Consider the following 26,501-nt stretch of genomic DNA (forward strand, 5'->3'; position numbering starts at 1 on the left):
CGATAGCCAGAAAAAGTAGTGTTTTGATTACATATAAGAGATACTTGCCCTATCTCACTAAAGCAAGGCGAAATGACCGACAATAGCCTCATAAACAGCATAATACTAAAAGCGATCTCCGAAGAAGAACTAAGTTCTGCGGAAGCGGTGATCTTTGAAGAATGGCTTACGGATGAAGACAACCGGAAGTGGTTTGAGAAATGGAATAATAAAGATTACATGCTTCAAAGAATAATTGAAGCGCACCGTGTAAACATGGAAGGCGATAAAATTTACTTTGAACAGAAGTTGGCTATTGGAAAGCGCATAATTATAAAGAAAAGGCAATGGAAGTTGTTTAGGGATGTAGCAACCTCAGCAGCAGCTGTATTAATACTGGCTGCTGCTACCTTTTACCTGTTTAAAGTAAGAAAAGAAGATAATAACATATTGCCAAAGGAGAAGGCAACAACGGTAATTCTCAACGATATACCAGCTGGACAAACAACCGCCCTGTTAACCCTGGCCGATGGTAAAAAGCTGGTTTTAGACAGCACTGCCATTGGCCAACTGGCGCAGCAGGGCGGAACCGTTGTTTCTAACAACAAAGGCACATTGAAATACCAGCCCCAAAATGCATCAGCCGAAACACTGTTTAACACATTGACCACTGCATATGGCGAAACCTATGCAATGGTACTGGCCGATGGTAGTAAGGTGTGGTTAAATGCCGGCGCCTCCATTAAATATCCCGTGGCTTTTGTGGGTAATGAAAGAAAGGTAACGGTAAGCGGTGAGGTGTATTTTGAAGTAGCGAAGGATAAAAGCAAACCGTTTATTGTTCATGTAACCGGACAAGCCGGTAATGAAATGGATGTTCAGGTTTTAGGAACGCATTTCAATATCAATGCTTACAACGACGAAACTAATATAAGAACTACATTGATTGAAGGCGCCGTGAAAATTAAGCAGGGTGGTAAAGAAACCCTGCTTTCACCCGGCGAGCAGGCACAGGTAGGTAACGGCGTTACCAAAGTAGTGACCGATGTCAATGTGGCTGCCGTTACCGCCTGGAAGAACGGCTATTTTCATTTCGACCGCAATGATGTTACAAATGTTACGCGCCAACTGGCACGATGGTATAATGTTGACATCAGGTACGAAGGCGCCAAACCCACAAAATTATTTATGGGTGAAATGGAAAGAAATTTAACGCTGTCGCAAACGGTGCGGGCGCTTGAATCCTTGACTGGCGTGCCATTCCGAATTGAGGTTGAGGCACGAAAATTAATTGTAGAGGAACCTAAAAAATCAAAAAAATAAGAACGCAGTCAAAATAACCGATAAGGCCTGATTTGTTTTTCTCATGTGACCACCATAACCAAGCACTAATCATTAGATCCCCAACCGGTAGTACCATATTAAATTCAAAACCATATGAACCATTTACACATTCGCACCGCTTTGATTTACTGCATCATCTGTAAAACACAGATTCCATAATCTTCCGCCCCCGGCCATAACAAAACCGGTGTGTTTACGACACACACCGGCGTAAAAAGGCCAATAATAAAGTCTGATTAGGAATAATTATTATTCAACCCTTCAACAACTAAGGTATGCAATTTCGCAATTACCTGCAGACGTTTATTTTCCATACTGCAGGAAAACCAAAAAACTGCTTTCGCGTTATGAAATTAACGGCAATACTGTTAACCATATCCTTACTTCAGGTGCAGGCGGAAGGTTTATCCCAAACCGTTACATTTTCGGGTAAGAATATGCAGCTCGAAAAGGTATTTTCAGTTATTAAACAACAAACCGGTTACGTGTTCCTGTATACCGATGATGTGATCAAAGATGCAAAGAAGGTCACGTTAAATGTAAAGGACGCACAGCTGGAAGAAGTATTGAAATTAGCATTCAAGGATCAGCACCTTGGCTATCTTATAGAAAATAAAACCATCATTATTTCAAGGACCGAAGAGGTGGTGGAAGAAACATCGAAGAACAACAAAAAGGTAAAGGCGCCACCCATTGAAGTTTCAGGAAGGGTGTTGAACCATAAAGGCGAACCGTTAGCAGGCGCCAATGTAAAAGTAAAAGGCACTGCTAATGGCGGCGTAACCAATAATGCAGGTTTTTTTACACTGAGAGATGTAGACGAAAATGCCACCATTGAAGTATCGTACCTGGGGTTCGACACAAAGACTGTAAAGCTTAATGGCAATGCTAACATTAGTATACAACTTGATCTGGCTGTAAGTGAAATGACCAGTGTATCTGTATCGGTGTATACGGGTTACCAGCAAATACCAAAGGAAAGGGCTACTGGTTCTTTTGTTACCGTTGATAATAAACTATTGAATCGTAGTGCTTCTTTAGATGTGCTTTCACGTATGGATGGCGTTGCCAGCGGCCTGGCTTTTTACCGGAATAGCAAAACAGACCAGCCTACCCTAAACATACGAGGAAGAAGTACCATCTTCGCCAATGCAACTCCACTTATTATCCTTGATAATTTTCCGTACGACGGCGATATAAACAATATTAATCCCAATACAATTGAAAGCATCACCGTTTTAAGAGATGCTGCTGCCGCCTCTATTTATGGGGTACGTGCTGCCAATGGGGTAATTGTTATCACTTCTAAGAAAGGCAGTGCAAACCAGGCGCCGCAAACCCAGTTCAATACGAATATTACAATTGGACAAAAACCTTCACTGGATTATATACCAATGGCCTCTTCAGAAGATTATATAGAAGTGGAGAAGGTATTTTTTGCCCGGAAATATTATTCCACCCAGGAAGCCACTACCCTTAAAACACCTGTTACCCCCGTGGCAGAACTCATGATCGCTGCAAGGGATAAAACAATGGATTCTGCAACGGCCTATCAAAAAATTGAAGCGCTGAAACAGAATAATAATCTCAGGGACCAGCTTTCACAGTATTTTTTAAGGCGGAGTGTTTTAGCACAGAACGCCCTCACCGTATCGGGCGGAGGAAACAACAGCCGATACTTTGTTGCAATAGGCTATGATAAAGACCAAAGCAGTTATGTTGGAAACAGTTTCGACCGCTTTTCAATAAACGCTTCCAATCAATATACGCCATTTAAGAACTTTGATATTAATACCAGCCTGTTATACACACATACTAAGAGCGTAACCAATAATCCGGGTATTAATGATCTGGTAAATAATACAGCAAAACGCATATATCCCTATGCACAAATAGCTGATGAAGAGGGCAATGCCCTGCCGGTTACCAACACTATTCGCGATAACTATAAAACGCAAAAAGAAAAAGAAGGCTTTTTAGACTGGCAGTACCGCCCGCTAGATGAGCTTCGTTTAGCCAATAATGTTGCCCGCCAGAATTATAACCGGGCAAGCATCGATCTCAGGAAAACATTTTCGCCCAGCTTTAACGTAGAGTTAAAATACCAATACGAAAAGCAATACCGGAAACTCGATAATTTATATGATCAGGAAACTTACTTTGTAAGAAACCTGGTGAATATCTATTATAACCCGGCATCTCTTACAAATAAATATCCTATACCGGTAGGCGATATCTTCGATCAAACAATTTTTAACCTCGACGGGCATACCGCAAGAGCGCAACTGAATTTTAACCATGTTTGGCAAAAACACCGGGTAAACCTAATAGGTGGTTTTGAAGTAAAGCAATTGGAAACAAACACTACCAAAAGCCGCTTATATGGGTACGACGATGAAATTGCGGTTAGCCAGCCCATAGATTATTATGACCAGTATGCAACAAATCCGAATGGCGCATCGCAGAATGTTCCATATGAACGGGATGTAACCGGTTTGCTCGACAGGTTTCAGTCATATTATGCCAATGGCTCGTATACATTTAATGACAGGTATATTTTTTCTGCCAGCGGCCGCTTGGATAATACCAATTTTTTTGGGGTAAAAGCAAATCAACGCCTGCTGCCTTTATGGTCGGCCGGTATTAAATGGAATATTAACCGCGAAGAATTTTTTAAAACCGATCTGTTCGATCAACTGGCCGTAAAAGCAACCTATGGCTATAATGGAAATATAAACAAAGGGCTTACCGCTTATACCACAGTAAAATATGCTCCTAATTCATTAACGAAAGCTTCCAGTGCAACGGTCGTAAACCCACCAAATCCTGAATTACGGTGGGAAAAGGTAAGTATGATAAATCTGGGTGTAGTGTTTGCTTTGAAGAGAAATATTTTATCGGGTAGCATTGAATATTTTTCAAAGAAAGGCACCGATCTTATTGGCGATGCTGCTATGGACCCTACTTCAGGTGTTAACAGTTTCACGGGTAACCTGGCTAACATGAAAGGCAGCGGTGTAGATGTGCAATTAACAGGAAAGATAATAAGGAACAGGCAGATTGGCTGGAGCTCAACCTTGTTGATAAGCCGGGCTACCGATAAAGTAACCAGTTATAATAAGAAGTTTATTTCTGCCCAGTTGATATCAGGTGGTGCAGGTACTTCTGATAACACTACCCAGTGGACGCCCATTGAAGGCCGGCCCGTATTTGCAATTTATAGCTATGCCTGGGGTGGATTGGATCCTACGACAGGTGACCCCATGGGATATGTAGCAGGCGAAAAAACAAAGGTTTGGTCAGATATAGTTCTTAAGACTACGAACGATGAACTCATCTACAATGGCCCTGTAAATCCTACGGTTGTGGGTGCTTTCAGAAATGATTTTTATTGGAAGAATCTAAGCATTTCGGTAAACATTACCTGTAAAATGGGCCACTATTTTAGACGACCTTCAGTTGACTATGGCAGTATGTTAAATAGCTGGGGAGCCAATGCCGATTTAGGTAAAAGATGGCAAAAGCCGGGTGACGAAGAGTTTACAAACGTTCCGTCAATAATCACAAGCGCTACGCCACCTACCTTAAGTACAACAAGAGACAAGAGTTTTTATGCCAATACAAATATACTGGTGCAAAAAGCAGATCACATTCGGTTGCAGGATATTGTTGTGAGTTATGACTTAAACAAAGAACAATGGGCGCGATTGCCAATTAAGAACATCCACATCTACTGCAACATTAATAACGTTGGCATTTTATGGCGGGCTAATGATTATGGCATTGATCCTGATGCATTGCCAAATCAATTTGCAAACTTTTTGCCCATACCACGTAGTATGACCCTGGGCGCTAAATTTGATTTTTAAGATGGTTCAATCAAAAAATATACACATGCTTAACTATAAAATAGTACTGTTTGTTTTTGCAGGGATCATCTGTTTTTCCTGTAAAAAAACATGGATAGAAGAAAAGTCGAATAAGTCGTTGGATGTACCTACTACCGTAAAAGACTTTCAGGCTTTGTTAGATAATACGGGAGTTATGAATGAACAGCATCCTGAATATGGTGAAGTAAGTGCTGATAATTTTTACCTCACCAATGGTCAATGGCAGTCGTGGGGCGCTGATATTAAGAACGTTTATATCTGGAAAAAAGAAATTTATAGTGATGTAAGTTCCGACGTTAACTGGAATAATCCGTACAAACAGGTTTTTTATTCGAATGTAGTACTGGATGGTATTGATAACGTAGCGTCGGGGGATATTAATACCCCGGAGTGGAATAATGTAAAAGGAAGCGCGTATTTCCATAGGGGCGAAGGTTTTTTCAATGTAGCGCAACTATTTGCAAAACCCTATAGTCTTACTTTTCCCGATGAATCGGGTATACCACTTCGGCTGAAACCCGAACCCAATGAAGTAACGGTACGAGCCGGTTTACAACAAACATATGAGCAAATATTAAGTGACCTGCAAAACGCCATACGCTATTTGCCTGTTATTCCGTTGTATAAACTACGACCTTCCAAACCGGCAGCTTACGCTATGTTGTCGAGGGTTTACCTGGTAATGCAGGATTATTCGCATGCTTTGCTGTATGCAGATTCCTGTTTGAAGCTGTACGATTCTTTACTTGATTATAATACACTGAATTCAACTGCCAGCTATCCCATTCCAAGTAATAATAAAGAAGTACTTTTTCTGGCGTCATTGGGCAACAGCCTGTATAACGGTAAAGTTATTGTTGACTCAAATTTGTATAAGAGCTATAATGTGAACGACCTGAGGCAAAAAATGTTCTATAAAACTAATACAAACGGGGGGATGATGTTTGTTGGCACATATACAGGTGGTACAGCCACTTCGCTGATCTTTTTTGGTGGCATTGCTACAGATGAAGTATACCTTACCAGGGCAGAATGTTACGCTCGTGCAGGAAATATAACCGAGGCCATGAAAGACCTTAATGCTTTGATGATAAAGCGGTTTAGGACCGGCACCTTTGTTCCTTTTACCGCAAACAATACAACAGAAGCCCTTGACCTTATTTTAAAGGAGAGAAGAAAAGAAACACCTTTTCGCGGATTGCGCTGGCTCGATCTGCGCAGGCTGAACAGCGAAGGCGCTAACATTGTAGTGACCAGGACGCTAAATAATGAAACGTACACCCTGCCACCCAATAGTCCAAAGTATGTGTTGCCAATACCACCGGACGTTATAAGGTTATCAAACATTCCCCAAAATGACAGGGGAGAATAGTAATATATTAGCTGTAAGCTGCAAGAACGTTAGATAGATCAGAGCATATCCGTACCCGTTTTTTATTTTCGAAACATGTCTTTACAAAATAAGTGAGATATGAAAAGCCTTCTTTCTGTAGTATATTTGATTGTAGTGCTGATAAGTACTGTGAGGTCGCAATCGGTTAATGTTAGCACATCCAGCAATCCGCTGGTTAATCAGCTATGCCCCGAGTTTTCATTTGATACGCTTTTTAATTACAAAAAGGAAAAATTAGCCTTGTCTGAATTCAGGGGGAAGTTTGTTATAGTTGATTTTTGGGCAACATTTTGTTTGCCCTGTATTGCCGACTTTCCCAAACTGGAAAATTTGCAAAAGCGGTTCGGCGATACTTTACAGCTATTATTAGTTGCCACTGATGGTTATCAAAAAACCAAACAGTTTTATGAAACAAGGAATAAGGCTAATAATCCGATGGTATTGCCTTGTGCCATCAACAAAAGCATGGCCAGGTACTTTCAGGTAAAAGAGGTTTCTATGTATGTGTGGATCGACGACCAGGGATATATAAAAGCAATTACCGATCAACGTCAGCTAACGGAACAGAATGTTGCCGATTTTATAGGCCATAAAAGAATGACGGTGCGTGAAAAAGAGAAAAGGGTAATGATAGATGCCGGTAAACCGCTTTTAATAGCTGCAAAAGAAATTGATAGCAGCAGTGTGATATATGGCTCGGTATTAACCAAACATTTAAAAGGTGTAGGGGCTGGTTATAAATATGCAGGGTTAAAAGATAAGACCAGGATCTTTGCACACAATCATCCCATCACGGGATTATATATGCTTGCATTTGGCGATTCAACCGGGTCGGTTAAATATTCTCGGGTAGTTATTGAATCGGCCCATATGGATAAGTTTATACCCCCAAAAAGAGAAGATTTTGATACATGGAAACTGGACAATACCTATTGTTATGAACTAACCGTACCGGAGCAAAAGCAGAATGATATTTATAAGATAATGCGTGAAGACCTGAACCGCCTGTTTGGCTATAATGCATATCAGGAATATCGTACACAAAAATGCCTGATTTTAAAAGCAGAAAAGGGTTTTCGTTTTTTGAAAGATACCACAGTTACTCCCAAGGTAAGCTATAGTTCAGGTGGTATTACGGTCGTTAACTATCCTTTTTCAAAATTAACAGATATGATCATTCATTATAACCAGAATAAGATCATATTCGATGAAACCGGTTTAACCGGTAAGGTTGATATTACCATACAGGCTATAATGAATGATATTGATGCCATTAACAAAGAACTAAAAAAGTATGGATTAAGTCTGCAGTACGAAGACAGGCAGGTGCAAATGCTGGTAATTAAAGATCCCCTATAAACCCAAGGTCATACAACACAACAGTTTTGCCGTAAAGCGCATACAGTTTTTGGTCAATAACCTGAAACTGGTGCGCTTTTTTCCCTTTATAAGCTGGTATGTAAAAGCTGCCTTTATAGTCACCGTTTTTAAGGCTGTAAATATCTATTACCGAGTTTTCAGTAAAATCCAACTCATATTCATTGTCGGCCTTTAACATCGATTGCAGTAACAATTTACCCGAATAAACGTAGCCGGCCAGGTTTACAAATTGAGGCGGTTGACTCATGGTAAGCGACCTTGCTACCTTAACCACCTTAACTTCGCGGTGGGTTATAGTATCTATAGTGCGGGCCCTAAGGGTTAAGTTTAAATTTGTGTCCATGCAAATAAACCCGTTTTGATAATAATAGGAGTAACATGCCTGTTTGGTTGTAGTATCAAAATTCAGAATACCGTCGGTTTGAAAGCCGCCAATTATTTTATTATCGCTGAAGTGATCTTCGGCCACGCTGTCCGTTTTATTCAGATCGAACTTCGCAAAGCGGTGGCTTTGTGAAACCCGGTCCTTTATCCTTACAATGAATTGGTTGGTGGCTATATTGGCGTCTTTGCTGTAATATTTCGGCATCGTATAATCATCAGTAGTTCCTTTTTCAAGATTGCAGACTATTATTTTCGGAATATTGGGGTAGGAGAGATAGAGTTGGCTACCATTCAAATACATGCGAAAGCCTGATGAAAGTTTTGGATCAGGGGGGACCGATAATTTAATTGTACTAAACGAATCGAGTTGGCTATTGGTACAAATGACCTCATAAGGACTTACTCCCTGAAAGTAAAGTTTCCCCTTTTGCATTCCGAGCAGCCATCCTACACGCACCGGAAATGACGTTGTCTTCAATACTTTTATTGAGGGGGAAAGCAGGCGTCTGCTGAAACCATTCTTTTTTTCGGTAGTATCTTTTGAAAGAAATGCCAGCATGCCAATAATGGCAAATGATGCAATAAATAAGCTGATCAAAACAAATACAGGCTTCCTGATTTTCATACTAAAGATTTTGATAGGCTAACCACTAATAAATATTAGTGGTTAGCCGAAATATTAAAGCGGAAATGGTTCATTCCATATCATGTCAGGCTCTTCGCAGCACTCTACGATCCAGTCATTAGGGCAGGCAATATGTTTGGGATCTATTTTGCTACAGGGGTCAACTTCTTTGCTATTCGCATTCGCAGTAGCTGTACCTGCAATGGCTACAATAAGCGCCAAGGCAGTTAGTGAAAATTTAATTTTTTTCATAAATAGTTTTTTTTGAACTAAACCAAATAGATTAATGCCTACTCTTTTATAAGGTTTTCGGCACACCCTTACTTACGCGTAAATATCTTTAGTTGTTTGTTTCATCGCCTTCAATAAAACACCCGCCCCTGCAATACCTATAAAGAATGCATTAAATACAATATGCTCATTCCAACTCAGGTTTTGCAACACTCCACCACACGAACAGGGTATATGATAACTGAAGTTCAACATAATTATAAGGTACGCAGTAAACAGGCTCATCATAAAAAAAGAGGCATACAGCCCAATGAGCTTTGTTCTTTTAAAAACAAGTAACAGGGAAATCAATATTTCAACGGCTGGGAGGCCCCAGGCTATTAGCTTCGCATATGAAGTTATAAAAGGTGATTTGCTTAGCTGAACAGTAAATGTATTATAGCTCGATAGCTTGCTTAGGGCGGTGTATATAAACAGAATGATAAGCAGGGAGCATATGATCTCAATAAAGGTATTCCTTTTTACCCAGGAAAATGAGATCAGGTTATGCAAAAAGGTGCCTTGTGAAAGGTGGCTGCCTGGTAACAGTTCCTTTTTCATAAAATAAGGTTTAGTACAAGGCCTGAAAGGGCCTTATATCATTCATTCAATTAATAAATAGTTAGTAGTATGTATTTCCTTTCCTGAGGTTTATAACAATGTGGAAGAGTAGAACAAAGCAAGATTTGCTATCGTAACAGTTGCAAGTTAGCTAATGAAAATTGGCGAATCCGGTTAATTTCATGGCGAATCCGGTTTTTTATTGGTTACAACATAAAGGAAAGAGAGCTCTTGGGTGTATTTTTCCTTCGCCATTCCTGTGGGGCCATGCCTGTTGATCTTTTAAATTGTTTCATCAGGTTACTTACATCATAACCTAATTTAATAGCTATTGCTTTTACCGGTTCATCACTGGCCTCTAGCAACTCTTTGGCCTTGCTTATGCGAACATGGGTAAGGTATTCATAAATGGTTTTGTTGTTTACCAGCTTAAAGCCCTTGCGTAGTTTGCTTTCATTGGTGTTTACCCGGCTGGCCAAATATGCATGGGTGTTATTGTTCCTATATTCAGTTTCTAAAATACATTTAACCTGGGCAATTTTGTGCAAGTCGTCATTTGAGAGCTTCATAGTAAGTATTTTAAGGTAAAGTTTAATTAGGTTATGTAACATTGAAGTGATTTAAATAGGGGGAGGGCTGTTGTAGTATACAACAGCAAATGTAATAGCTTTTAATACTATAAATTATATTTTAAATTTGCGTATATAAGTGTGGCAATTACGGATGGCAGTTAGGTGCAGGAAAACTTACAGGTGTAAGTAATTTAATCCCGTACACAACGAACAGCAAGTCCATAACCAGCTTCATAACTATTACGTTGTACATCGGCAAGCGAGCTAAACAGGCGTGGGCTCCAATCAAATATTTCAAAGCTTTTGGTAGCGCCCCACCAATAACCGTTAAAACCTCTTGTATGATAGGTGCCGCCTGTATAAAAGCGATAACCACCCAGACCATTCGCTTTTAATTTATTGGCATTCGATGGTTCTTTTTCAAGTTCAGCTATAAGGGTTTTTATTTCTTCATCGGTGGCTATATGCCAGCCTTCTGGGGCTATATTGCGATTGTCGTTTATGGCGTACCAGTTGTACAACAACCCATAAATTGCAGTTTGTGTAGTATCGTTATTATAATAACAATAACCGCCCGCTAAGTTTTTACTCCAGGCGGTTGAATCGGTAACCAGTGGAATGACTTCGCCGTTGCGATATCTGGTTACGCGTAAGTTGGCAGCCATCCAAATTTTGTTGCCAATGGTAACAGTGGAATATATATTGCCGTCAATATCTGTTACCTGGGTTGTTGGCTTATTGTATGTACAGCCAGCGAATAAAATAATGATGACGATTATATATTGATTCATTTCATGTAAAAGGTTTGAATGCCCTCGTTTTCCCAGTAATAGATGCGGGTTTGCGATTCCAGTTCCATTAAGGCAAATCCATTCGATTTAAGTATCAGTGATTGTATCTGCGGTTGTACTATATCTATTTGCGCCGGTGAGGCAACGGCAATGCCCATTGACAGATCGTGTTCTTTTTTATTGAGCACATTGTTGCTGTCTATAGCTATGGTATAGTTGTATGTTGTGCTGGTTTCTCCGGTACATATGACCAGCCTAAGCTGTGCCCCTTTTTTTAGCCATATGGCATAATCTGCCAGCTGATCATCATTGATATCGGTACGTGCCCAACAGGGGTTATAGCTGCTGTCGTAAAACGACCACCAGGTTTTGCTGTAGTCGCTTTTTTCAACTGGTTGCCATTGCGGAAATGTATCGCGCAGGCTGTTCACTATTTCCTTCGGTAAAACAGTAGGGTAGTGGAGTGCAGAGGGAATATCATTTAATATGTGTGATTCAGGCGCTTGTTCCTTACAGGCCAACAGTAAACAGATGGCCACATATTTCCATTGCACCATATACGTTTTAATTTTATAAAGGAACCACACAGGGGTTATTTACGCCTGTGTGGTTTAATAAATGAATGTTACCATGAGCCATTGGCTGCAGTATACACCTGGCCATTTACTGCTGTTCGGCAGTTCGATGTTCTAACGTGTTGCACGTTGGGATGACCGTTTGATACAGTGCCTGCATTTACCCGGGTGTTCGATGCATCTTCCAGGAAAATGCCATGGCTGGTGCTGTTGGCAATATCTACCGTGCTTACCGTAGTACCATTGCTGCCGGTAACACTAAAGAAGCCACGGCCGCTATTGCGTGAGTATACTTTTGCACAGGTAACATTAGGGCCGTTGCTGTTGGCCACGCGGAAGGTTGCATAGCCACCGCCATTGTTGTTGTAGCTTCCTGTTACAGTGCCTACCGTGCCGTTCTTTGACTGGTTAAGCAATACGGCGCAACCACCGGTATTATTACAGGTTACACTGCCAATGTTAAAACCATCTAACCCATAGGTTTCAATGGCATGCGTACCCGAACCGGTAATGTTAATGGTGCCGTTAATGGTCAGGTTGCTGGTAGCGGCAGTACTGTGATCAACGCGTATGCCCAAACCGTTCGTAAGTGCCATGGTTATATTGCTAAGGACCATATTGCTGCATCCCTTGAACCATATACCATAACGTGGGTTACCGGTTACTCGCAGGTTCCTTACTTCTATTTGCGTTTTTCTATCGCCTTGTACCGGAACGATCAACAGGTCATTGCTGTTGCAGTTGAAGGTAGTGCCAACAAAATCGAGGATGGTGTAGCTGGGAATATTAACGGCTTTTATGGCGCCGCCTGAATTACCCGAGCTGCCTGAGTTTTTGATGGTGATCGTTTCTTTGGAAGTGCGGCCGGCCGTGAGGTTGTTACAGGCTGCCTGTATGGCTGCAATGTAATCGGTACCGGTGTACTTTGTAACCCCATTGATCCTGGCCGTCCAGGTGCCGCTGGTTACAAATACTTCCCCTGAAGCTTCTGTGGTGGCTGATCTTTCTGTTTCCTGATCCTGTACTGGTGTTTGTTCAACTTGTTTTTTACAACCGGCTGCAGTAAATGCGGCTGCGGTTGCAATGCATACAAGCAATGCAAGCGTTAGTCTGTTTTTTTTCATAAAAAAGCAAGCGTTTAGTAGATGGGTGCCTACTCTTAAAGATTTTCGGCTTCTCTGGTGGATACTATTTGCAAATATTTTCCAGTAAACTAAATGTAAGTTATTGATCAGGTACAACCCAACCTGCTCTATCCTGTTAGTAATGCCAACTACAATCGGGTGTGCATGTGGTATAGGCACATACGTATTACAAGTGGGAACAATTTTAATTGTCTATAAATGTCAAAAGAACAAAAAAAGCCCCGGCAGCATTGTCGGGGCTTTGCAATATGGTAGAATGTATTATTTATTAGCGGGGCCCGAGATCTTTTCACTAACGCCATCCCAGGTATAGATAATGCTTTTTTTATCGGTTACCTTATAAATTTGATTGCCGTTCTTATCTTCTTTTTCAGTGGCTTCCTCATTCACCATTTTCCAAATGACCATGTCTGGTTTGCCGTCTTTTTCATTGGGGAAAATAAACGACTCAGTATGTGCAAATGCACCGGCATCAGAAACGTTTTCTTTTATGGGAAAACGTACCAGCTGTTCACTTTTTGTAAAGGCAAAATAGTTGTGGTACGAAGAAATGCCGCAGGCCTCACCGCTAAATGTAATGTTGATCATGTTTTGTACATTGCTAAGTCCCATACCGCTCATGACCTTGCCATAACAGAAATTGGCGCTTTCATCGTCGTAGGTAATAAAGGTTGTTTTGGCCAGTATGGCGCCTTGTTTTACCACTTTTATTTTTACCAGAAAGCGTTTGGTGGTATCCTTATATTTTCCGGTGCCGCTAATACTGTCGGCCCGCCGTTCTATTCCAACCACAAATTTTACATCGCCGCGGCGCAGCGGATCGCAACTGATAAGGCCCTGCCAAACGTAGCCATTTCTCACTTCACCATTCTTTGTGTACCTGATCTTCAACCAGGGGCCTTTGAGCCCGCGGATGGTGAGGGCATTGGGCATAACACCGGTAACGGTAATGTTATCGCCTGCAAACAGGGTATCGGCAGGGGCCTGTTTGGTATCGGGCGAAACCCGTACCAGGGCAGTGTCGGCAAATATATACCGGTCGGCTGTATCACTATTATGAATGTTCCAGCTGCGCATATCAGGAAAGTAGGGCTCGTCCTGCGCAAATACAAACTCACCAAGGCCAAGGAACAGGAATAATATAAGGGTTTTCATGACCGCAAACATAATATATCAATCTGTTATATCATAATGGCGGCTGATATGTTTGGGGTCTCGAAGTACTTTTCTTATGGTTTACTTAACCTTAAATAGGTATCAAAAGCGTATTAAAAAAGTACCATGTCCGTTTAAACCACGTACTTGGTACGTAGATGGTACGGACTTGGTACGGACTTGGTACGGAGATAATAGTAATCAGGTATTATTGAGGTATTACCAGGTTAAGAATCCGGCCGAACTGTTTTGTTCTTTGTGTGCTACCGGCAATCAGGTTATATGTCATATTATTACAAATGGATATGTTTTGTTTTTAGTGCTTTTCCACCTCTTTTGTACCGGCTGCTGCCGGTGCCTGTGCTTTCTGTATCTTTGTATTGTAATCAATAACTTACCCCCTAACACAGGCTGCTTATGCACTTTTTAATGAATGGTAAATCATTTACCCTCCTTCGGTTAATTGTTTTTATTTTCCTGTTAGCAAATATTGGTTGTGGAAAAGAGGGCTCTACAGAGCTGCCGGTTAACAGTGGTGGTGGCGGGCTCAGTGGCGGTTCGGCCAAATATGCTCTTGTACCGTCGGGTTCAGGATGTTCCGATGCTGTGGTTACCGGTTCCTTTGTGGCCGGTGTTGATCTGGGGCCCGATGCTGCACTGACAGTTACAGTAAATGTTACAACTATAGGCGACTGGACCTATTCAACCAAACTGGTAAATGGATTTTTATTTGCCGGGGCAGGCATTTTCACCGCTACAGGTAAACAGACTATTACGCTTATGGCAGCCGGTAATCCTACAAAGGTTGGTAATACCTCATTCCGTCTTGGTATCGATGGGGCAAACTGTTCGTTCGCTGTACCTGTAACTGCCACTGCTGGTGGCGGTACAACAACGGCCGAATTTTATTATAAAGCCAACATTGAAGGGGTTAATTATGTACAGGAAGCTACAGTTACCAACGGCTACGACTGGTTTATTGGCAACCTTCCCCAGGGTAACGACCTGGTGGTGGCCGGCAGTATCAGTACTACGGTTACGCCGGTGCCTGCCGGAAAAACTGATTTACTCATCGCCAAGGGCGTTCTGCATAACTATACAACAATTACTCAGGACCAGTTAAAAACATTCTTTCCTGTAGGTTCTGTTTCCTTTGCTCCTGCCGATCCGTTTAGTGGCGACGGTATAACCATTTTGTGGACCGACCCCAGCGGTGTACGCTGGACAACAGGCAATGGATCAACGCAGCAGTTTGGCAGTTCATTTAAAATAATAAGTGCAGAGGATTATGTGGATGATAATGGTGATGATTATTTGAAAGTAAAAGTACAATTCAATTGCAAGCTTTATAGCACAGGTACAAGAGCTGTTAAGCAGGTGACCAACGGCGAAGCCGTATTGCTTTTTGGTATCTAATTGTTAGAAATAGTTGAGTTAGTGAGCCTCCCGACTTTTGTCGGGAGGCTTTTTTTATGCTGCATAAAAGCAGATATGTTAACGCCACGCTTTTGACATACCTGTAGTTATATATGGTAATAACAAACCTACTTTGTGGGTAGACTAAATAAGTCTACTGAAATAGTGGGTTTATTTTGGTGAATTGATAACACCCTGTATATTTGTAGAGAATTAAAGTGGTTTTTTAAATCCTAAAGCAATGAAACCATTAATAACACCCGACTATAATAAACTTCAATTGCAATTTGCCTGCTTAAGGTATTGCATGATCACCGATTACAGTTCCTACCGCTGTTGCCGATAGTCCCCGGTTTTGTTTGTGAATATATGTGCTGTCTTCAATGAAGGCCCCAATGCCTCATGCCTGAAAGATCCTGATCCCATTTTGTATAAGTCCTGATACTGAATTGATACAATTCAGCGGATACATTTTATAAACAAGTTTAACCTTAAACAATGCTTAAAATGAGAAAGCTTGCATTCTTTTTATTACTTACACTATTTGCAGGGGCGGCTGCTGCCCAGCAGGTGGTGACGGGAGTGGTAAAAGATAGCCTTGGAACGGCCCTTGCCGGTACTACCGTAGTTATTAAAGGAACCAATAATCATGGCATTGCCGATGATAAAGGTTCGTTTACCATCAATACAAAAAAGCCCCTGCCTTTTATTCTTCGCATAACATCGGTTGGGTATAAAACGCAGGAGGTGGAAGTAACTGAATTAAGTTCGCCACTCACTATTACATTAGCTACCAATAATTCGCTGGTTGAAGTGGTGATCACATCGCGCCGCCGGGTTGAGACAGCACAGGAAGTGCCCATTCCTATTTCGGTAGTAGGTGGTGGCCAGGTTGAAGCAACAGGTTCATTTAACGTAAACCGCTTAAAGGAACTGGTGCCTACTGTTCAGCTGTATTCTTCAAACCCACGTAATACCACATTGAACGTACGCGGCCTGGGTTCTACTTTTGGCCTTACCAACGATGGTATTGACCCCGGAGTAGGTTTTTATGTTGACGGTGTATATTATGCGCGGCCTGCTGCCACAACCCTCGACTTTGTTGATGTAGAGCAAATAGAAGTATTGCGCGGTCCGCAGGGTACTTTGTTTGGTAAGAACACAACTGCCGGTGCATTTAACATCACCACCCGCAAACCTACTTTTACGCCCGGCGCTACTTTTGAGGCCAGCTACGGTAATTTTGGTTTTGTACAGGCAAAAGCTTCAGTAACCGGTCCGTTAATAAAAGATAAACTGGCCGCCCGCCTGAGTTTTTCGGGTACGCAACGCGATGGAGTTATTTATAACACATCAACAGGTAAATACACAAACGATATCAATAACCTGGGTATACGTGCGCAATTCTTATATACGCCTTCTTCAAAAACAACCATTACCCTGGCCGGTGATTTTAACCGCCAACGCCCCGATGGCTATGCGCAGGTGGTTGCCGGTGTGGTAACCACGCAGCGCGCCGCATACCGCCAGTTTGAAAATATAATTAAAGACCTCAATTACGATCTGCCAAGCAGAAACCCCTTCGATCGTCTTATAGATCACAATACAACCTGGCGCTCAGGTAATGATCTGCATGGCGTATCACTTAATATTGATCACAAGATCGGCAGAGCTACCCTTACTTCAACTACTGCATATCGTTATTGGCACTGGGACCCCTCAAACGACCGCGACTTTACCGGGTTGGCCGTATTGAGCTTATCGCAAGCCACTTCTAAACACAAACAATGGACACAGGAAGTTCGTTATGCCGGTAGTTTCAGCAACAGGTTGAGTGGTGTGGTAGGTGTATTCCTCATTGGCCAGGACCTGCAAACAGATCCTTTTCATATTGAAGAATCGGGCAATGCGCAATGGCGTTTTTCACAAAGCACTACCAGCGCCAAATGGAAAACACCGGGCCTTTTTGATGGGTTTGGTATTAAGACCAACTCACGCCTGCAAACATTTGGCGCCGCCATCTTTGGTCAGCTCGACTGGGCCATTACCGATCGTTTGCATGTATTGCCCGGTTTGCGCTTTAACTACGATAAAAAGGAAGTTAATTATGATCGTACAACCTATGGCGGATTGCAAACAACCGATCCCGACCTGCTTGCTTTAAAAGCACTGGTGTATACCGATCAGCAGTTTGATGCCAATGTTGATGAGAATAATTTTTCGGGTCAGTTAACGGTAGCGTATAAGGCAAATAGTAGTATCAATGCTTTTGTTACCGCCAGCACCAGCTACAAACCTATTGGCGTTAACCTGGGTGGTTTACCTACAGCCAATGGTAAAGTAATGACCGAACTGGCTCAGGTAAAACCTGAATATGTAAAACACTTTGAAGCTGGTTTAAAAACAAGACCAACGGCCAACTCAATTGTGAATGTAGTGTTCCATTATACCAGTGTAGATGATTATCAAACCCAGGTGCAAACGGCCGAAGTGGGAGTGAACCGTGGTTACCTGGCCAATGCCGATGAAATTCGGGTACTGGGTCTTGAACTGGATGCAGCCTTTAACATAGGCGAGCATTTGACATTGAATGGCGCTGCTGCCTGGACGGAGGGTGAATATGTTTCTTTCCCCAATGCGCCAGTGCCTTTGGAAGAAACCGGCGCTTCATCTGCTTTCAAAGATATTAGTGGTGGCAACCTGCCCGGTATTTCCAAATGGGCCGGTTCATTAGGTGGTGAGCTTACTTCAAAACAAAGCAGGTTATTAGGTCAAAGCGGAAAATTCTTCCTGGGTGCTGATACTTATTTCCGCTCAGGTTTCTCTTCAAGTCCATCTCCATCACAATACCTGAATATACCTGGTTATGCATTGGTGAACTCACGACTTGGTTTTCGTGCAGCCACCGGGTTAAGCTTGTTTGTTTGGGCGCGTAACCTGTTAGATAGAGATTATTTTGAACAATTATTGCCAGCAGCAGGTAATGCCGGTCACTATGCAGGTGTGCTGGGTGATCAAAGAACATATGGCATTACTGTACGGTATTCGTTATAAAAATTAGGTTTTCATTGCACGTTGTCTTTTTAGTCTGATGGCCGTCCCGAATAATCGGGACGGCTTTATTTTATTCCAAAGCTATTGACCTACAGGGCCGTTCTTCCAGTATTTTACATTCTTCCAGCGGGTTTCAGAGCGGGAACCGGAAATATTATATACACCGCATTTAAAGTAATGGGTAGCATCGCCGCGATCGGCATAATTACCTTTTAAGGTGTTGTTAATATATACATAGATCCTGCCATTGTCTGCATCATGCTGCACGTTCACGTGTGTCCATTTGTTGTAGGCGCTTGTTAGCAGGGTTTCATTGTCGTAGCGTTTTATGGTGCCGCCGCTGGCCGAATGTATCTTAAGCATAATGGCTGTTGCGTTGGTCGATCCGCCAAATACCTGCATTATATCGGTACCCGCTGAACCGGATACAATATATACATCGCCTTCAAACTGGTGCCGGCCCGAAGTATAGTTATTATTCATGCGCAGTTCTGAACGGGGGCCGGTAGTACAGCCTTCGTACTGGCATTCATCATCGGGATATATCCAGAAGCGATGTTCGCCGCCTGAATAACTGTAACGGTCCGATTGAGAAAGGTCCCAGGGCGTTTGAATACTATAGGTGTAGGATGTTTGTGTCCAACCGCTGGTAGGGTTGGCTTCGGTATGTACATTGGCCGAAGACGTTTGGTTGTTTTCCGTAGCGGGCGTTGCTGTTTTGTTACAGCTGCCATGTACAAGTGAAAAGATAATTAGTAGAAATAAAATGGTCTTTAAGGACAGCGCAAAGTGGCTGCCCTTTGATGGTAAATAATTCATTTGGCAAGTTTTAATGATTGAAGAATTCGTACATGTTATAAATAGTTGCGGTTAAACAACTATATAAAACAGTTAGTAAAAGTTAAGCAATGAAATGGTGAGAAGCATATGCTCGATTGGCATTCTATTCGGTGAAGTTGGCTTTAGGTCAAAGTGGAGAAAACTCTTCCTGTGGGCCGATACGCTAAGACGGGTATTTAAATAATTTCTGAACAGATGATATAAATATTTATTTTTGCATGTCTCCTCAATATAAAACCTCAAGAACGCAGGATAAATCGTATTCCTTCACAAGTCAGATACAGGCGTAAATGCCTGAATATTAAACCCTTTTTACCAGATAAAAAGATAACATGCAGTATCGCCCGTTAAACAGAAAGTATATACTTGTACTATGTGCTTTACTTGTTGGTTTTAGTTTGTTTGCACAACCGACCATTAATTCATTCACTCCATTGTCGGGCCCATCGGGCACCGTAGTAACGCTTACAGGCACCGGTTTTAATACTGTAGCGGCCAATAATATTGTATACTTTGGTGCAACAAAGGGAACGGTGAATACGGCAACCGCTACATCACTTACCGTAACTGTACCTGTAGGGGCCACTTATGGGCCTGTTACAGTTACTACCGATAATCTTACTTATGCTTCGCGGTTACCTTTTCTAATAACCTATGCCGGCGGCGATACGGCTTTTCGTGGCGATTATTTCGTTATGGGAGTAAAGGAGACAACCGGCGAAGATCCGTACAAAATGGCCCTCGGTGATATTGATGGCGATGGCAAACCCGATATTGTTGTTGCTAACCGCCAATCGACGTTTATTTCCGTTCTCAGAAATATTGGCACGCCGGGAAATGTGAAACTGGCTGCTAAAATAGATTTCGCTGTTGGTGATATGCCGTCAGGTGTGGCAGTAGGGGATTTGGATGGGGATGGTAAGCTTGACGTGGCTGTAGCTAACAAAACGTCGAACAAAATATCTGTTTTTAGGAACATAAGCACGCCGGGAAATATTTCTTTTTCAGCGGTCCCTGACCTTGTTACCGGGCCCGCAGTGGAAGACATTTCAATTGCTGATCTGAATGGAAACGGCAAGCCCGATATAATTGTACAGGGCAGCAGTTTGCTTTCTATGTTTACCAACCTGAGTACACCCGGCTCTATTTCGTTTGCAGCAAAGAGTGATTTGGCCTATACAAATAATATATGGAGGTTAACTGTAGGTGATCTTACGCTTGATGGAAAGCCTGAAATAATAAAAGCCAATCCATTTTCCGGTAATGTAGAAGTATTTCTTAATACCAGTACCGGCGGGGTAACTTCTTTTGCCGTACCGGTTGCCTATGCAACAGGATCGTATAATGCACAAAAACCTGAGATCTGCGATTTTGACAAAAACGGAATGCCCGACCTTATTGTACCCTGTGCTTCTTCTATGGTAATATTCAGAAATTCAGGTTCTGTTGGCAATTATAGCTTTGGAACGCCTCAACAAATAACTGCGTATGACATAGGGGCAGAGGTGTCGCTCAACGACATGGATGGAGATGGTAATGTTGATATTGTAAGAGTTTTATCAAATAGAGATTCTATTGCCATTTTAAGGAATGTTAGTATGCCTGGTAATATCATATTCAGAAAAGAAGCGTTGTTCGCATCTGAATACCCGTCTGTTTTTGATTTTGTTACAGGCGATTTGGATGGTGATGGTAAACCAGATATTGCTGCGCTTTATAGTAATTACTACCCTGGTGGCAGCTATGTTGCCATATACAGGAACCTGGGTAGCGACCCCAGCATAAAGGCCGTGTTACAAAACAATGGCTGCGCCGTTGCCGGGTCAACAATTATTATTAAAGGGAACAAATTTACCGGGGCTACTGCTGTAAGTACCGGGGGCACACAGGTCACTTCTTTTACCGTGTTGTCTGATACGGCTATCAGCGCTGTTGTAGCCACGTCTGTAATAAATAATGTAACAGTGGCCAATCAATATGGGACCAGAACCTTTGCCATTCCGCCGCCCACCATTACCCGCTTTACCCCAACAACAGCTAAAATTGGGGCTACCATAAAAATAACCGGTACGTATTTATGTGGTACTACAGACGTAAGGCTTGGTGGTGTACCGGCCGCATCGTTTACCATTCATTCCGATACCAGTATCTCTGCTGTAATTGGCAGTGCTGGTTCAGGATTTGTGCAGGTGGTAACGCCATACGGTAAGGATAGTTTAACCGGTTTTTTCTGCGGTTCTGAAATTACGTCGGTTACACCGGCTTCAGGTAAACCAGGCGCTACAGTTACTATTAAAGGAACCGGGTTTAGTACCACCCCAAATAGTAATGTGGTGTATTTCGGCGCCGTAAAGGCAGCTGTTACTGCCGCCACAGATACTGAATTGACTGTTACTGTACCCGCAGGTGCAACTTACCAGCCTGTAACAGTAACCGTTAACGGGTATACTGCCTACAGCAGGCAACCGTTTACACCCACTTTTGAAGGCGGGTTGACTATTACCAACGAATCGTTTGCCTCAAAATCTGATCTTGCTGCGGGTGATGCACCTATAAGTTCTGCAGTAGCAGATTTTGATCAGGATGGCAAAGTTGATCTGGCGGTTGTTAACAATGTGGCCAATACGGTTTCTGTTTACCGTAATACATCGGCACAGGGTGCTGTTACGTTTGCCAATAGCGTTACTTATAACACCGGGTTAGCACCCTATAGCGCTGCGGTAGGCGATTTCGATGGCGATGGAAAATTGGATCTCGCCATTGCCAACAGTGGAAGTGCAACGGTTTCGGTATTTAAAAATAACAGTACGGCAGGTGCTATTGCATTTGGAAATGGAATGCAATTCCCTTCCAGCAGTGTTCCCAGAAGTATTTTTGTAACAGATTTCGATGGTGATGGAAAGCCTGATATTGCTGCTGTTACTGATAGTATTTATCAACATGTAGCTATTGTTATAAAAAATAATACAACAAACGGCACTATTTCATTTGAAAGACATTTTACATACCCTTATAGCAATCTGCTGAGTGGTTCATACAGTGTTTGTGTTACCGACTTTGATAATGATGGTAAGCCGGATCTGGCTGCAACCAATAAAAGCCACGCACTTGTAACCGTTATTAGAAATCTTAGTTACCCCGCTGTAATTGCAATTGATACCAATATTAATTATACTACCGGGACGCTTCCTTATGCAGTAGCTGCCGGCGATCTTAATGGTGACAATAAACCTGAATTGCTTGTTACAGGCAGCAATTCCAATACATTGTCGGTATATAAGAATCTCAGTTCATCTGCCGGCATTTCATTAGATGCGAAAAAAGATTTTGTTACCGGAACAAAACCAGGTTGGGTTGCAGTGAGCGATTTGGATGGAAATGGTAAACCAGATGTGGCTGTAACAAATATTGATGCAGCGTCTGTTTCAGTATATGCAAATAGCACGGCAGCGGGCAGTATGGATCTTGCAACAAAAGTTGATCTTACCAGCGGGCTGCAGCCCTATCATGTTGCAGGCGCCGATTTCGATGGCGATGGTAAACCAGAGCTGGTTGCTGTTAATAAACAATCAAACACCGTTTCTATTTTAAAGAATAAAGTAGGGGAGCCAAAACTTGTTCCTTCGGGAACAAATCCGGTAACTGGTAATGTTGTTATAAAAGTTACAGTTGACCCAACAGTACAATCTTATAATGGTAACCCATACGTTCAACGGCATTATGATATAGAGCCGGTTAACAATGCGGTCACTGCTACTGCAACTGTTACATTGTATTTTACCCAGCAGGAGTTTGATGCGTTTAATGCAAGTGCGGCGCATGGGCCCGATTTGCCAAAGAATGCAAATGACGCTGCAGGGAAAGCTAATTTGCGTGTTTACCAGTATCATGGTTTCAGTACCACCAGTTTGCCTGGTACCTATACAGGCGATGGATTGGAAATAGATCCCGACGATAGCAAGATCGTTTGGAATGCCAATAACCAATGGTGGGAAGTTACTTTTGATGTGAACGGTTTCAGCGGCTTTTTTGTAACATCTGCAGGAAAGGATTTTACTTCAATAGTTAATTTTGTTTCATTCACCGCAAATGCAAGCGATGTTACGGCAAGTTTGGAATGGGTTGTTGCCCGCATAGCAAATGTTACTTCATTTGAAGTGTTACGCAGTGTTGATGCGCAGCATTTTTCACCCGTTACCACTGTGCCGGCTACACCGGCAACAGGTACCACTAATGTGAAATACGTTTATGCCGACAACCTGGGCTTTGCACCGGAATACTATTATCAGATCAAAATGTTGTATAATGATGGCAGTTATAAGCTGAGCGATGTTGTAAAAATAACTTCGGCCCGTATTGCGTCAGGAGTTACCATTTATCCCAATCCGGCAAAACGGAGTACGGTAATTGGGCATCCTTCTTCAGGGAAAACCGTTCAGTTAAGCGTAATAGATATGAATGGAAAGCTGGTGAAAAAGATCAGCATACCGGCTAATACCATACAAACAAAGATATCTACAGCTGGTATGGTTGCCGGTGTTTACAGAATAGTATGGAATAACGGCGACCAAAAACTACAACAAAATCTTTTGGTTGAATAAGCTCCTCATTTAATGGAGTTGTATGCGTCCCATAACTACCCGGTTATGGGACGTGTTGTTTTATGTGAGGGTCTGATTTTTGCAAGATTGTATATGATAATCAAGTAATCATAAAATCAACATGTTATGAAAGTTAGAGGGTATTTAGTAGCAATTAGTTTAGTTACAGTTATAACATCCTGTGGTGGGGGAGAACCTAAAGGCGATAATGCTACCATACAGGAAAAGCAGGAAGCTTCAGACGTGCAGGGGACACAATTTGCGGTAGATACAACAGCGTCGCGCGTTAAGTTTACAGGTTATGGAGTTGGTAAGAACCATCCCGGTAAATTTAAAGTATCATCGGGTACGGTAGCCGTTGCAAATGATAAGGTCACAGGTGGAAGTTTTACAATAGATATTAAATCGCTTGACCTTGAACAAAAAGGCGGCATGTTCGATTCAAAGTTGCGTCCTCACCTCATGAGCGGCGATTTCTTTGATGCCGAAAAGTTTGGAACGGCAAAGTTTGATATTACCGGAGTACAGCCATATAGCCATAATGGTTCAGATACTTCAGTAGTGAACGGCGCTAATTTTACAGTGAGCGGTAACCTTACATTAAAAGATGTAACAAAGAATATAAGTTTTCCTGCCAGGATCGATCTCGACGGCAATACGTTAAAAGCGAAGTCAAACTTCGTTATCGATCGTACGCAGTGGCAAATGCGTTATGGTAACGATAAAACGCTGGGCGATAAATTTATTGGTGAAAAGGTAGATATTGAACTTGACCTGGAGGCGAAGAAATAGAAAAAGGATTTCTGATTTAGAGATTTGGGGATTTTGAGATTTGAATTGCAATCTCGAAATCCCCAAATTTTATGATGAGCAATAATTAAGAGTTCGGAATATTTTGAAGCTTGAAGGCGGCAAAGCGTCTGGAAATAAATGAAATCCCTAAATCTCAAAATCCCGAAATCAGAAATTTATTATTATCATCAACAAAGCATCCGTCATCCGAATGGGGGCTCTATTTTACGGGTTCTCTTAATATTGTCTTCAATTTCTCCGGCGCTGTTTTTCTAAAATCCGACAAATATATTTCGTGATGAAGCCCATTTCTTTCCAGCTTGTGTTGTTCTGAAAATGCGGCTATTTGCGCCAGTGATTCGGGCTCATTTGCAAAAGGGCCAATATGCATCATTTGAATACATTTTCCTTCATTCATTTTGTAGAATTCTACCCGGGCGACTAATGGAACATCCTTCTTTCCGCTAACAGTTTCTTTTGCCGTTTCAAGATCTTGGGCGGTTACAAATTCAGGCATCCGTATCAGCAGCCTGTATTCCCATTCGCTCCTTGGTACTTCGGTAGCTGTTGCAATGTTTTTACCAGGGAATTTATTTTCATCAAACCACCACAGGCCTTCCAGTTTTGAAACCGTAAAGTCGTTGTTCTGGGCTTTATGCATAAACTTAATGGCATAGGCAAGCGGGTACAATGCCTGAATATGATTGGTAAAATCTTCACCCGAGGGATCGCCTTTGCCGCTAATTGAAATAAAATGCGCTGGTTCTATTGTGACCAGATTGGGTTTTGTTTTTGCGGTAAAGTATGCTTTGTATTTTTTTGTGAGGTCAAGCTTATGCATGGTTGCTGTTTTGATTATGTTGTAAAAATGATGGCGGTTACTGACAGCCTTATGTCAGCATGGGGTAGAAATTTTATTTTAACCGGTAAGTGTTTTCCCTGTTTTAGCATTGTTTAGCAATTAAGTGGATAATTGCTAACATATGTTATATGATTTTTATTGTAATTTCAACGCTTCTGATCACATGGAGAATGCAGGCCCCTGATTACGAACAACATACTGACCAATATTTACTGCAACAGCTCACGCATAACGACCAGGCTGCATTTACCGCCGTCTATCAACGTTACTGGAAAGCATTGTTCAGAGAAGCAATGAACGTGTTACGCTCGCAGAAAGAAGCGGAAGACTGTGTGCAGGAATTGTTTGTTTCGCTATGGCGCCGCCGCGAAACGCTTTCTGTAACCACTTCTTTGGGCGCTTATTTACATACCGCGGTACGCTATCAGTGTATAGATATCATTGAGCGGGATATGAAACGCGGCGGCTATTTGAAAGATTTCACCAATTACCTCGAAGAGAATCATGCAATTCCCTCAATAGAAGAAGAAATGTATGCACGCGACCTGGCCGCCAGTATTGACCAGGTGATGGATAAAATGCCTGGTAAAATGCGCGAAGTATTCCGTTTAAGCCGTCATGAACATCTTACCCATCGTGAAATTGCCGACCGGCTGCAAATTTCAGAAGAAACAGTAAAGAAACAGATCTATCTGGCGCTAAAGATCCTCAAAGCCAATCTCGGCGATGCTTCCCTGGCCATGCTTATTGCCGCCACGTTTATTTACAAATAACCGCTACTGACCTGTAAGGTTCGCCATCGGGTCTTGCACTTTTCAGAATGTTCATGCGATCCTGACAGGTCAGGTTTATGGTGATGCTAGACCTGTCAG

The 26,501-nt window shown here is 42.1% G+C and carries 19 protein-coding genes; 9 read left to right on the plus strand and 10 right to left on the minus strand.

Translation table 11 applies throughout. The features are described 5' to 3' along the window. Window positions 1–72 precede the first annotated feature (72 nt). From GGD38_RS29530 to GGD38_RS29545, 4 genes are all read left to right on the plus strand, one after another. Window positions 73–1,302: a FecR family protein gene (locus GGD38_RS29530; protein WP_375302656.1), complete on the plus strand. Its 1,230-nt coding sequence runs from the start codon at window positions 73–75 to the stop codon at window positions 1,300–1,302. A gap of 368 nt (window positions 1,303–1,670) precedes the next feature. Continuing rightward, entirely contained in the window at window positions 1,671–5,192 is a 3,522-nt protein-coding gene (locus GGD38_RS29535) for a SusC/RagA family TonB-linked outer membrane protein (protein ID WP_375302655.1), read from the plus strand. Window positions 5,193–5,217: 25 nt separating this feature from the next. Beyond that, window positions 5,218–6,585: a RagB/SusD family nutrient uptake outer membrane protein gene (locus GGD38_RS29540; RefSeq protein ID WP_375302654.1), complete on the plus strand. Its 1,368-nt coding sequence runs from the start codon at window positions 5,218–5,220 to the stop codon at window positions 6,583–6,585. 99 nt (window positions 6,586–6,684) lie between these two features. Continuing rightward, window positions 6,685–7,965 carry a TlpA family protein disulfide reductase gene (locus tag GGD38_RS29545; protein WP_375302653.1) on the plus strand — a complete coding sequence of 427 codons (1,281 nt, stop codon included), beginning with the start codon at window positions 6,685–6,687 and terminating at the stop codon, window positions 7,963–7,965. On the opposite strand, the gene GGD38_RS29550 is transcribed toward GGD38_RS29545, so the two are convergent. The 8 genes from GGD38_RS29550 to GGD38_RS29585 all read right to left on the minus strand — a co-directional run bounded on the left by GGD38_RS29550 (window position 7,949) and on the right by GGD38_RS29585 (window position 14,064). Further along, the gene (locus GGD38_RS29550) at window positions 7,949–8,995 is read right to left on the minus strand and encodes a hypothetical protein (RefSeq protein ID WP_375302652.1); all 1,047 of its coding nucleotides are present in this window, start codon (window positions 8,993–8,995) and stop codon (window positions 7,949–7,951) included. The two genes, GGD38_RS29545 and GGD38_RS29550, sit on opposite strands and share 17 nt — an antisense overlap. A gap of 54 nt (window positions 8,996–9,049) precedes the next feature. Next, on the minus strand, window positions 9,050–9,247 hold the full coding sequence (locus tag GGD38_RS29555) for a hypothetical protein (RefSeq protein WP_375302651.1): 198 nt from the start codon (window positions 9,245–9,247) through the stop codon (window positions 9,050–9,052). A 72-nt stretch (window positions 9,248–9,319) separates the two neighbouring features. After that, window positions 9,320–9,826 (minus strand): MauE/DoxX family redox-associated membrane protein, encoded by a 507-nt coding sequence (locus GGD38_RS29560; RefSeq protein WP_375302650.1) that lies wholly within the window; start codon window positions 9,824–9,826, stop codon window positions 9,320–9,322. A gap of 206 nt (window positions 9,827–10,032) precedes the next feature. After that, window positions 10,033–10,395 (minus strand): helix-turn-helix domain-containing protein, encoded by a 363-nt coding sequence (locus GGD38_RS29565; protein WP_375302649.1) that lies wholly within the window; start codon window positions 10,393–10,395, stop codon window positions 10,033–10,035. Between the two features lie 194 nt (window positions 10,396–10,589). Next, window positions 10,590–11,189, minus strand: coding sequence for a fibrobacter succinogenes major paralogous domain-containing protein (locus GGD38_RS29570; protein ID WP_375302648.1), 600 nt, complete (start codon window positions 11,187–11,189; stop codon window positions 10,590–10,592). Beyond that, window positions 11,186–11,746, minus strand: a complete 561-nt coding sequence (locus GGD38_RS29575) for a hypothetical protein (protein WP_375302647.1) — start codon at window positions 11,744–11,746, stop codon at window positions 11,186–11,188. The genes GGD38_RS29570 and GGD38_RS29575 overlap by 4 nt, the downstream gene beginning before the upstream one ends. 68 nt (window positions 11,747–11,814) lie before the next feature. After that, window positions 11,815–12,888, minus strand: a complete 1,074-nt coding sequence (locus GGD38_RS29580) for a hypothetical protein (protein WP_375302646.1) — start codon at window positions 12,886–12,888, stop codon at window positions 11,815–11,817. Between the two features lie 282 nt (window positions 12,889–13,170). Further along, window positions 13,171–14,064 (minus strand): hypothetical protein, encoded by an 894-nt coding sequence (locus GGD38_RS29585; RefSeq protein ID WP_375302645.1) that lies wholly within the window; start codon window positions 14,062–14,064, stop codon window positions 13,171–13,173. Window positions 14,065–14,481: 417 nt separating this feature from the next. On the opposite strand from GGD38_RS29585, the gene GGD38_RS29590 reads away from it, so the two are divergent. Then, the gene (locus GGD38_RS29590; protein ID WP_375302644.1) at window positions 14,482–15,480 is read left to right on the plus strand and encodes a hypothetical protein; all 999 of its coding nucleotides are present in this window, start codon (window positions 14,482–14,484) and stop codon (window positions 15,478–15,480) included. 507 nt (window positions 15,481–15,987) lie between these two features. After that, entirely contained in the window at window positions 15,988–18,534 is a 2,547-nt protein-coding gene (locus GGD38_RS29595; protein ID WP_375302643.1) for a TonB-dependent receptor, read from the plus strand. A gap of 81 nt (window positions 18,535–18,615) precedes the next feature. Here GGD38_RS29595 and GGD38_RS29600 read toward each other — a convergent pair whose 3' ends face one another. Continuing rightward, window positions 18,616–19,353 (minus strand): polysaccharide lyase family 7 protein, encoded by a 738-nt coding sequence (locus tag GGD38_RS29600; RefSeq protein WP_375302642.1) that lies wholly within the window; start codon window positions 19,351–19,353, stop codon window positions 18,616–18,618. Between the two features lie 353 nt (window positions 19,354–19,706). Between GGD38_RS29600 and GGD38_RS29605 the strand changes: the two genes are divergently transcribed. Beyond that, window positions 19,707–23,975, plus strand: coding sequence for an FG-GAP-like repeat-containing protein (locus GGD38_RS29605; RefSeq protein ID WP_375302641.1), 4,269 nt, complete (start codon window positions 19,707–19,709; stop codon window positions 23,973–23,975). Window positions 23,976–24,101: 126 nt separating this feature from the next. Then, a complete protein-coding gene (locus GGD38_RS29610; RefSeq protein ID WP_375302640.1) occupies window positions 24,102–24,767 on the plus strand; it encodes a YceI family protein in 666 nt (221 codons plus the stop codon). Between the two features lie 220 nt (window positions 24,768–24,987). On the opposite strand, the gene GGD38_RS29615 is transcribed toward GGD38_RS29610, so the two are convergent. Continuing rightward, window positions 24,988–25,608: a GyrI-like domain-containing protein gene (locus GGD38_RS29615; RefSeq protein ID WP_375302639.1), complete on the minus strand. Its 621-nt coding sequence runs from the start codon at window positions 25,606–25,608 to the stop codon at window positions 24,988–24,990. A gap of 149 nt (window positions 25,609–25,757) precedes the next feature. Here GGD38_RS29615 and GGD38_RS29620 point away from each other — a divergent pair, with 149 nt between their 5' ends. Continuing rightward, window positions 25,758–26,402: an RNA polymerase sigma-70 factor gene (locus tag GGD38_RS29620; protein ID WP_375302638.1), complete on the plus strand. Its 645-nt coding sequence runs from the start codon at window positions 25,758–25,760 to the stop codon at window positions 26,400–26,402. Window positions 26,403–26,501 lie beyond the last annotated feature (99 nt).

It is taken from the genome of Niastella sp. OAS944, from assembly GCA_024809215.1.
Classification (GTDB): domain Bacteria; phylum Bacteroidota; class Bacteroidia; order Chitinophagales; family Chitinophagaceae; genus Niastella.

What these genes read in the sequence shown, in the direction of transcription:
- GGD38_RS29530 (WP_375302656.1), top strand. Translation starts at nt 73, where the DNA reads ATGACCGACAATAGCCTCATAAACAGCATAATACTAAAAGCGATCTCC.
- GGD38_RS29535 (WP_375302655.1), top strand. Translation starts at nt 1,671, where the DNA reads ATGAAATTAACGGCAATACTGTTAACCATATCCTTACTTCAGGTGCAG.
- GGD38_RS29540 (WP_375302654.1), top strand. Translation starts at nt 5,218, where the DNA reads ATGCTTAACTATAAAATAGTACTGTTTGTTTTTGCAGGGATCATCTGT.
- GGD38_RS29545 (WP_375302653.1), top strand. Translation starts at nt 6,685, where the DNA reads ATGAAAAGCCTTCTTTCTGTAGTATATTTGATTGTAGTGCTGATAAGT.
- GGD38_RS29550 (WP_375302652.1), bottom strand. Translation starts at nt 8,995, where the DNA reads ATGAAAATCAGGAAGCCTGTATTTGTTTTGATCAGCTTATTTATTGCA.
- GGD38_RS29555 (WP_375302651.1), bottom strand. Translation starts at nt 9,247, where the DNA reads ATGAAAAAAATTAAATTTTCACTAACTGCCTTGGCGCTTATTGTAGCC.
- GGD38_RS29560 (WP_375302650.1), bottom strand. Translation starts at nt 9,826, where the DNA reads ATGAAAAAGGAACTGTTACCAGGCAGCCACCTTTCACAAGGCACCTTT.
- GGD38_RS29565 (WP_375302649.1), bottom strand. Translation starts at nt 10,395, where the DNA reads ATGAAGCTCTCAAATGACGACTTGCACAAAATTGCCCAGGTTAAATGT.
- GGD38_RS29570 (WP_375302648.1), bottom strand. Translation starts at nt 11,189, where the DNA reads ATGAATCAATATATAATCGTCATCATTATTTTATTCGCTGGCTGTACA.
- GGD38_RS29575 (WP_375302647.1), bottom strand. Translation starts at nt 11,746, where the DNA reads ATGGTGCAATGGAAATATGTGGCCATCTGTTTACTGTTGGCCTGTAAG.
- GGD38_RS29580 (WP_375302646.1), bottom strand. Translation starts at nt 12,888, where the DNA reads ATGAAAAAAAACAGACTAACGCTTGCATTGCTTGTATGCATTGCAACC.
- GGD38_RS29585 (WP_375302645.1), bottom strand. Translation starts at nt 14,064, where the DNA reads ATGAAAACCCTTATATTATTCCTGTTCCTTGGCCTTGGTGAGTTTGTA.
- GGD38_RS29590 (WP_375302644.1), top strand. Translation starts at nt 14,482, where the DNA reads ATGCACTTTTTAATGAATGGTAAATCATTTACCCTCCTTCGGTTAATT.
- GGD38_RS29595 (WP_375302643.1), top strand. Translation starts at nt 15,988, where the DNA reads ATGAGAAAGCTTGCATTCTTTTTATTACTTACACTATTTGCAGGGGCG.
- GGD38_RS29600 (WP_375302642.1), bottom strand. Translation starts at nt 19,353, where the DNA reads ATGAATTATTTACCATCAAAGGGCAGCCACTTTGCGCTGTCCTTAAAG.
- GGD38_RS29605 (WP_375302641.1), top strand. Translation starts at nt 19,707, where the DNA reads ATGCAGTATCGCCCGTTAAACAGAAAGTATATACTTGTACTATGTGCT.
- GGD38_RS29610 (WP_375302640.1), top strand. Translation starts at nt 24,102, where the DNA reads ATGAAAGTTAGAGGGTATTTAGTAGCAATTAGTTTAGTTACAGTTATA.
- GGD38_RS29615 (WP_375302639.1), bottom strand. Translation starts at nt 25,608, where the DNA reads ATGCATAAGCTTGACCTCACAAAAAAATACAAAGCATACTTTACCGCA.
- GGD38_RS29620 (WP_375302638.1), top strand. Translation starts at nt 25,758, where the DNA reads ATGATTTTTATTGTAATTTCAACGCTTCTGATCACATGGAGAATGCAG.